This window comes from Moorena sp. SIO4G3, assembly GCF_010692305.1.
GTDB lineage: Bacteria > Cyanobacteriota > Cyanobacteriia > Cyanobacteriales > Coleofasciculaceae > Moorena > Moorena producens_A.
On sequence record NZ_JAAHIG010000489.1, the window covers coordinates 1 to 5,860 of the forward strand.

The following is a 5,860-nucleotide window of genomic DNA, read 5'->3' on the forward strand; positions in this document are numbered from 1 at the left end:
TCCCGCACACTCTCTAAACCGCCAATCCCTATCTGTTCTAATGGTACCAAGCTTCGGTCTGCTAGTTGCACATCCCCTCGGATTAATAATATAGTGTTTGGTGCCAGTAGCCTTACCCATTGGCCTTGACCACGCCAAGCGAAGAAATTGCTATCTGGTTCACCCCTACCGCTATTAATAGTAGTATCTCCTGAACTAATCCCGATACTTAACTGGGAACGAGCTGCTAAAACTTGTTGCTCACTGCGCTTAGTCCACTCTTGGAATAACCGGATGGCATTAATCCGCGTACGCCCTTTATCATCAGCTCCTGCTGATAAAGGAAAAGGCCTATTTAATATAGATGTTTCACTTTCCTGGCGTGAGCCTATTATACCAATAGCTACTTCTTCGGTAGGAGTTTGGAATACAGGCTGACGCAGGGTTATTTCATAAAACCGTGATTCTGAGTCAATATCTATCCTATCAAAGGGAGGCTCAATTACTTCACTAGAGGTTGTCCCATAGGCGAGGCGCAGGGTGCCATTACGAGGATTAATCGGTAGGGTGTAGCTAACATCAAAGGTATCACTACCATCAGTGTTGGTGTAGTTGAATTCTAAGGCATCTCCCAATCCCAGTAAATTGCCTTCTCGAATTTTGGGACGACGCCGAAAGCTTCCTACACTCGGAGAGCGTCCATTATCTAATGTTATTTGGGTGCTGAAGGTATCGGCTTCAGTTACTGTTACTTCTAGCAAACTCTCCCCAGGCTCAACACCCGCCGACAGTTCAGCTGAGATGTTGGCAATTAAAGGGTCGAGTCGCAGCATTTGTAAGGCTTGTAGTAAGTGCCTTACATTCAGAGGCTTCTTGGTAGCGATCGCAAGACGGCTTTTGATGTAATTAGAATTAAGCCGACTCAGACCCTTGACAATAATATCTTCTAATTCCCCTTCGATAATCTCAATGGTTACTATCCCATCTTCAAGTTGCTGAGGTGGGATATAGGCTCCAGAGTTAACGTATCCTTCATCATCATATAACTTGGTAATCTCAGACCTGATTTTAAATAATGTTGGGAAGGAAATCGGTTGATTGAGGAAACGATCGGTAATTTCCGCTAATTCTTCCTGGCTGAATACCGTTGAGCCAATAATATTAAACCGTTTAATGAAAATTTGTTTTGGAATGTCCTCAAGAATTTCATCCGGTAGATCAGGGCTAGGAGCAGATGGGTCAAGAAGTTCGTCCACAGGAGGAAGTTTCTGGGGAGGTTGGGGTTCTGGCGCTGGTTCCAGAGAGGGGGGTCTATCCGGCAGCCGATCCTCCGGCAGCTCTATACCCGGAGGTAGGTTTGGAGGTAGGGCTTGACTAATTTTTGCTGGGGCTGGAGGACTCAGGAGCTGGTTAATACCCATGGTGTTGACATTTTTTACAGTGTCGCTCCCTAAAACCTGATTATCCCCTTTGTTCAAGTTCTCTGGAATTGGCACTGGCTCCTGTGGTAATGAATCCTTTACGAAGACTAGACTCTGATCATTAACAGCAGCTCCAGCTTCTAACGGTTTTAAAATTAGGCTACTGACAACTGCTAATGCACCCAAGGTTAACAAAGATGAACTCCTGACTACTGCAACAAATCTAAACATTACTTACCATATCGCAATTGTTTTTAGTAGGTAAGAACTATTAATTAGTTTTCCTGGTGATAGAGTGGCAAATAAAACCAACAGTAGTCAAGAGTAAGGGAAGAAATTGAGAACTAATGTAATAGATCTGTAGATATATCAGTGTATCTAGGGATAAATTTTGCGTCCGCTGAATGTGACTAGTAAGTAGATCTACGAGTGATCTAGGGATAACTTTTGCTTCCGTTACTCCGAGTGAAGCATTTTTGCTGTTTGAGTTGAACTGTCACAAACCCTTGACCAATAACATTAAAGTTTTAACCTTCAATTTTATACCTTATTTTTTTAATTCTTAAGCTACGCAAACCAGCAGCTTCCACCTGGAATGACCCCAAGCTAATACCCATCCTGCAATTAACTAAACACTTTAGTGAGAATTTCTACAGAAGAGTCAACTTCTAGCCACACCGTAGCCCCACAATCCTTAGGACAATTGGGTTGATAGACTAACCGAGATGGACCCTTGATTTCTACATAATGACCGTAGGTGTTGCGATTGCCTTGTTTGACGGTCAGCACAGGCTTGTAGGTGTCGTGCTTTTTATTTTGCTTGATTACGTTCTGGTTGACGTGGATGTAAGTCGCCACCTTCTGGAAACCTCTTCTCCAGGTTCCCTTGGGTCCACGGCGACCGGGACTGACCCTGGGCAAGCCATTAAATAGGGGAATTTGCCAAAATCTGCCTACTTTTTGAGCGCCCTTAATTCTGCCATTTTTCAAAAGTTGCCGAACTCGTTGGACACAAATCCCTAGAAGAAAGGCTGCTTGGGTAGTTCCGACGATCTTGGCTTGTTGGTTCATTTGTTGGTTCATCTTTTGTTGCCCTTTACTATCGCGCTAACCTTATAGTTAAGCTAACACATTAATTTCAGGTTGTGTTAGTTTTTTGCAAAACTTTACAAGTTATCTAGCGCTAGTCTTTATGTATGCTAAGGGTTGTTTGGGTTGATTAAGTTATGAGTTTAAATTAGCGCTATACTTTAGCCAAATTTATATAGCGCTGATATTTTAGAGTCTTATGGGATGTTTAGGTTGATTAAGTGATGAGCTGAAAATAGCGCTATACTTTAGCCAAATTTATATAGCGCTAATTTTTTTTACCCGATTCCCGACTCCCGATTCCCGTTCCCCTCCTGGGAGGGGTTAGGGGTGGGTTCCGACTCCCGACTCCCGACTCCCGATTCCCTCAAGACTTTGTTACAAAAATTTGCAAAATATGTTATAATAAAATATTTTTTATGTTAAAATAGAGACATAGACGCGAAAGCGTTAAGAGCCAGCCCCAAGTTTTCCCAAGGCCAAAGGCTGGCTCTAGACCCCCAGTTAAGGAGATACCTAAAGTATGACTTATGCCGAACGCCTATACCCGTGGGCAATCATCCGGCTATTGCCTAGGATGCAACGGGTGGTTGTTGGTCGGTACCGGAACCGGTCTGATGCTGAAGGGCATTTGCGGGTGCTTAAACGCCTGATGCCTGATGGGGAATTTCTGATTATTTTTGATTTGCCTGAGCTTATGGATCAAGAAACTGAGGGGAGTGAAGAGTAGGGTTTGGCCTGAGCATGCTTTGTTGCTCAAGAAGGCGCGATGCTTGGTACGAGCCGCTAAAAGCGATTGGCCTAAGGCCACGCTTCGCGATCGCTTAGCGTAGCCTTAGGCCAATCGCCTGATTTCGTAAATTGCTGGAATTTCCAACAGTAAAGGATTTTCACCCTTTGTTGCTCAACCAACGCCCGATCGCATTATTCCCGAAATTGCTGTAATTTTCGATAACTACCGCCCATTGCTGTTGCTAGCCCTATCATGATTTCCCCAAATTGCTGGAATTTCTGACAGTAAAGGATTTTCACCCTTTGTTGCTGTTGCTAGCGCGATCGCGATTATCCAAAATTGTTGGAATTTTCCGTAATAACCAAGTTGCTGTTGCTAGCATTATCGTGATTATCCCAAATTGCTGGAAATTTCGATAACTCAGCAAGTTGCTGTTGCTAGCGCGATCGCATGATTTCCCCAAATTGCTGGAATTTCCGACAATAACGGATTTTCACCCAATGTTTATCCAGCTAGCGCGATCGCATGATTTCCCAAATTGCTGGAATTTCCGACAGTAACGGATTTTCACCCCTTGTTGATTCAGCTAGCTCTATCGTGATTATCCCCAATTGCTGGAATTTTCGATAACTAGCTCTATCGTGATTATCCGCAATTGCTGGCATTTACGATAACTCACGAAATTGCTGTTGCTAGCATTATCATGATTATCCCAAATTGCTGGAATTTTCGATAACTACCGTGCATTGATTAACCAACGCACTATCGTGATTATTCCAAATTGCTGAAATATCCAATAGTCAAGGATTTTCACGTTTTGTTGCTCAACCAACGTGCTATCGTGATTTCCCCAAATTGCTGGAAATTTCGATAACTCAGCAAGTTGCTGTTGCTAGCGCGATCGCATGATTTCCCAAATTGCTGGAATTTCCGACAATAACGGATTTTCACCCAATGTTTATCCAGCTAGCGCGATCGCATGATTTCCCAAATTGCTGGAATTTCCGACAGTAACGGATTTTCACGCCTTGTTGATTCAGCTAGCTCTATCGTGATTATCCCCAATTGCTGGAATTTTCGATAACTAGCTCTATCGTGATTATCCCCAATTGCTGGAATTTACGATAACTCACGAAATTGCTCAAGCTAGCATTATCATGATTATCCCAAATTGCTGGAATTTTCGATAACTCACGAAATTGATTAACCAACGTGCTATCGTGATTTACCCAAATTGCTGAAATATCCAATAGTCAAGGATTTTCACGTTTTGTTGCTCAACCAACGTGCTATCGTGATTTCCCCAAATTGCTGGAAATTTCGATAACTCAGCAAGTTGCTGTTGCTAGCGCGATCGCATGATTTCCCAAATTGCTGGAATTTCCGACAGTAACGGATTTTCACCCCTTGTTGATTCAGCTAGCTCTATCGTGATTATCCCCAATTGCTGGAATTTTCGATAACTAGCTCTATCGTGATTATCCGCAATTGCTGGCATTTACGATAACTCACGGAATTGCTCAAGCTAGCATTATCATGATTATCCGAAATTGATCGAATTTTCGCGCTACTTCCGCCCATTGCTGTTGCTAGTGCTATCCCATGATTTTCCAAAATTGTTGGAAATTCCAACAATAACCGATTTTCACCCTTTGTTGCTGTTGCTAGCATTATCGTGATTATCCCAAATTGCTGGAATTTACGATAACTCAGCAAGTTGCTGTTGCTAGCGCGATCGCATGATTTCCCCAAATTGCTGGAATTTCCGACAATAACGGATTTTCACCCAATGTTTATCCAGCTAGCGCGATCGCATTCTCTCCAAATTGCTGGAATTTCCGACAATAACGGATTTTCACCCAATGTTTATCCAGCTAGCGCGATCGCATTCTCTCCAAATTGCTCAAATCAGCAACAGTAGCTGGATTAAGCTGAAGGCACTTAACTAGCGCGCTATTCTTATACAGTGCGATCGCGCTTAGCGTGACTGCATGTCAATCGCTTTATTTCCCAAATTGCTTAAATTCTCGATAGTGACAGGATTCCGCCGTCAGGATAATTGTACCATCTTCGCCCACAGTCCAACCTTGAGCTTCCACTATTTTCTTCGGACGAACAGGAGTAGGAGTATTGGCAGTGGGGCGTTTTCCTCTCATGGGCAAGTAACTGACCTCAGAGGTAGGAGTAGAAGTAACTTTTTCGATCCTGTTTGGTTCAGTTAGTGCTACTTTTCCACTCCTGGGACAGTTAGCAACAATTAATTGTGAGGGGTTAACTATTGATATTGGTAAGTTGCCAGGATCCTGATTAGAATTAAGGGTGCCATTGATCTCCAATAACCCAGATAAAGACGAATTCCCTGTAAAACTAATAGCAGAAATATCATTAAATGGAGTCCGACCTTCCTGTAACCTGAAATTTATCAATAAGCCTTGCAGGGTGATAGCGATGTTTCCATCTTTGGCTGTTTCAGTATTGGCAAAGATATCATTAATCTTTTCATCGTCCGAGGGGATATCCTGATCCTTTTCAGCTTCGATATCAAGTCTGGTATTATCAGCGAGAGTAACATTACCATTAACCTCTAATGATACATCCCCAGCACTGCTATCTTGTCCCTGATTAGCTTGGTCTGTTT

General features: G+C 42.9%; 8 protein-coding genes. 2 read left to right on the forward strand and 6 right to left on the reverse strand.

Going from position 1 to position 5,860, the window contains the following annotated elements; all coding sequences use genetic code 11:
* A partial coding sequence (locus F6J99_RS40815; RefSeq protein WP_293122088.1) for a POTRA domain-containing protein occupies nt 1–1,631 on the reverse strand: 1,631 nt, incomplete at its 3' end.
* Between the two features lie 393 nt (nt 1,632–2,024).
* Nucleotides 2,025–2,483 (reverse strand): helix-turn-helix domain-containing protein, encoded by a 459-nt coding sequence (locus F6J99_RS40820; protein WP_229424317.1) that lies wholly within the window; start codon nt 2,481–2,483, stop codon nt 2,025–2,027.
* 529 nt (nt 2,484–3,012) lie between these two features.
* On the opposite strand from F6J99_RS40820, the gene F6J99_RS40825 reads away from it, so the two are divergent.
* Nucleotides 3,013–3,219 carry a hypothetical protein gene (locus F6J99_RS40825; RefSeq protein WP_293122091.1) on the forward strand — a complete coding sequence of 69 codons (207 nt, stop codon included), beginning with the start codon at nt 3,013–3,015 and terminating at the stop codon, nt 3,217–3,219.
* Nucleotides 3,220–3,517: 298 nt separating this feature from the next.
* On the opposite strand, the gene F6J99_RS40830 is transcribed toward F6J99_RS40825, so the two are convergent.
* From F6J99_RS40830 to F6J99_RS40840, 3 genes are all read right to left on the reverse strand, one after another.
* Nucleotides 3,518–3,685 (reverse strand): hypothetical protein, encoded by a 168-nt coding sequence (locus F6J99_RS40830; protein WP_293122094.1) that lies wholly within the window; start codon nt 3,683–3,685, stop codon nt 3,518–3,520.
* A gap of 49 nt (nt 3,686–3,734) precedes the next feature.
* Nucleotides 3,735–3,887, reverse strand: coding sequence for a hypothetical protein (locus F6J99_RS40835; RefSeq protein WP_158517130.1), 153 nt, complete (start codon nt 3,885–3,887; stop codon nt 3,735–3,737).
* 680 nt (nt 3,888–4,567) lie between these two features.
* The gene (locus tag F6J99_RS40840; RefSeq protein ID WP_158517130.1) at nt 4,568–4,720 is read right to left on the reverse strand and encodes a hypothetical protein; all 153 of its coding nucleotides are present in this window, start codon (nt 4,718–4,720) and stop codon (nt 4,568–4,570) included.
* Between the two features lie 291 nt (nt 4,721–5,011).
* Here F6J99_RS40840 and F6J99_RS40845 point away from each other — a divergent pair, with 291 nt between their 5' ends.
* Nucleotides 5,012–5,143, forward strand: a complete 132-nt coding sequence (locus tag F6J99_RS40845; protein WP_293122098.1) for a hypothetical protein — start codon at nt 5,012–5,014, stop codon at nt 5,141–5,143.
* Between the two features lie 82 nt (nt 5,144–5,225).
* On the opposite strand, the gene F6J99_RS40850 is transcribed toward F6J99_RS40845, so the two are convergent.
* The coding region (locus F6J99_RS40850; protein WP_293122101.1) for a hypothetical protein at nt 5,226–5,860 on the reverse strand (635 nt) is incomplete at its 5' end.

What these genes read in the sequence shown, in the direction of transcription:
- F6J99_RS40820 (WP_229424317.1), bottom strand. Translation starts at nt 2,483, where the DNA reads ATGAACCAACAAATGAACCAACAAGCCAAGATCGTCGGAACTACCCAA.
- F6J99_RS40825 (WP_293122091.1), top strand. Translation starts at nt 3,013, where the DNA reads ATGACTTATGCCGAACGCCTATACCCGTGGGCAATCATCCGGCTATTG.
- F6J99_RS40835 (WP_158517130.1), bottom strand. Translation starts at nt 3,887, where the DNA reads ATGCCAGCAATTGCGGATAATCACGATAGAGCTAGTTATCGAAAATTC.
- F6J99_RS40840 (WP_158517130.1), bottom strand. Translation starts at nt 4,720, where the DNA reads ATGCCAGCAATTGCGGATAATCACGATAGAGCTAGTTATCGAAAATTC.
- F6J99_RS40845 (WP_293122098.1), top strand. Translation starts at nt 5,012, where the DNA reads ATGTTTATCCAGCTAGCGCGATCGCATTCTCTCCAAATTGCTGGAATT.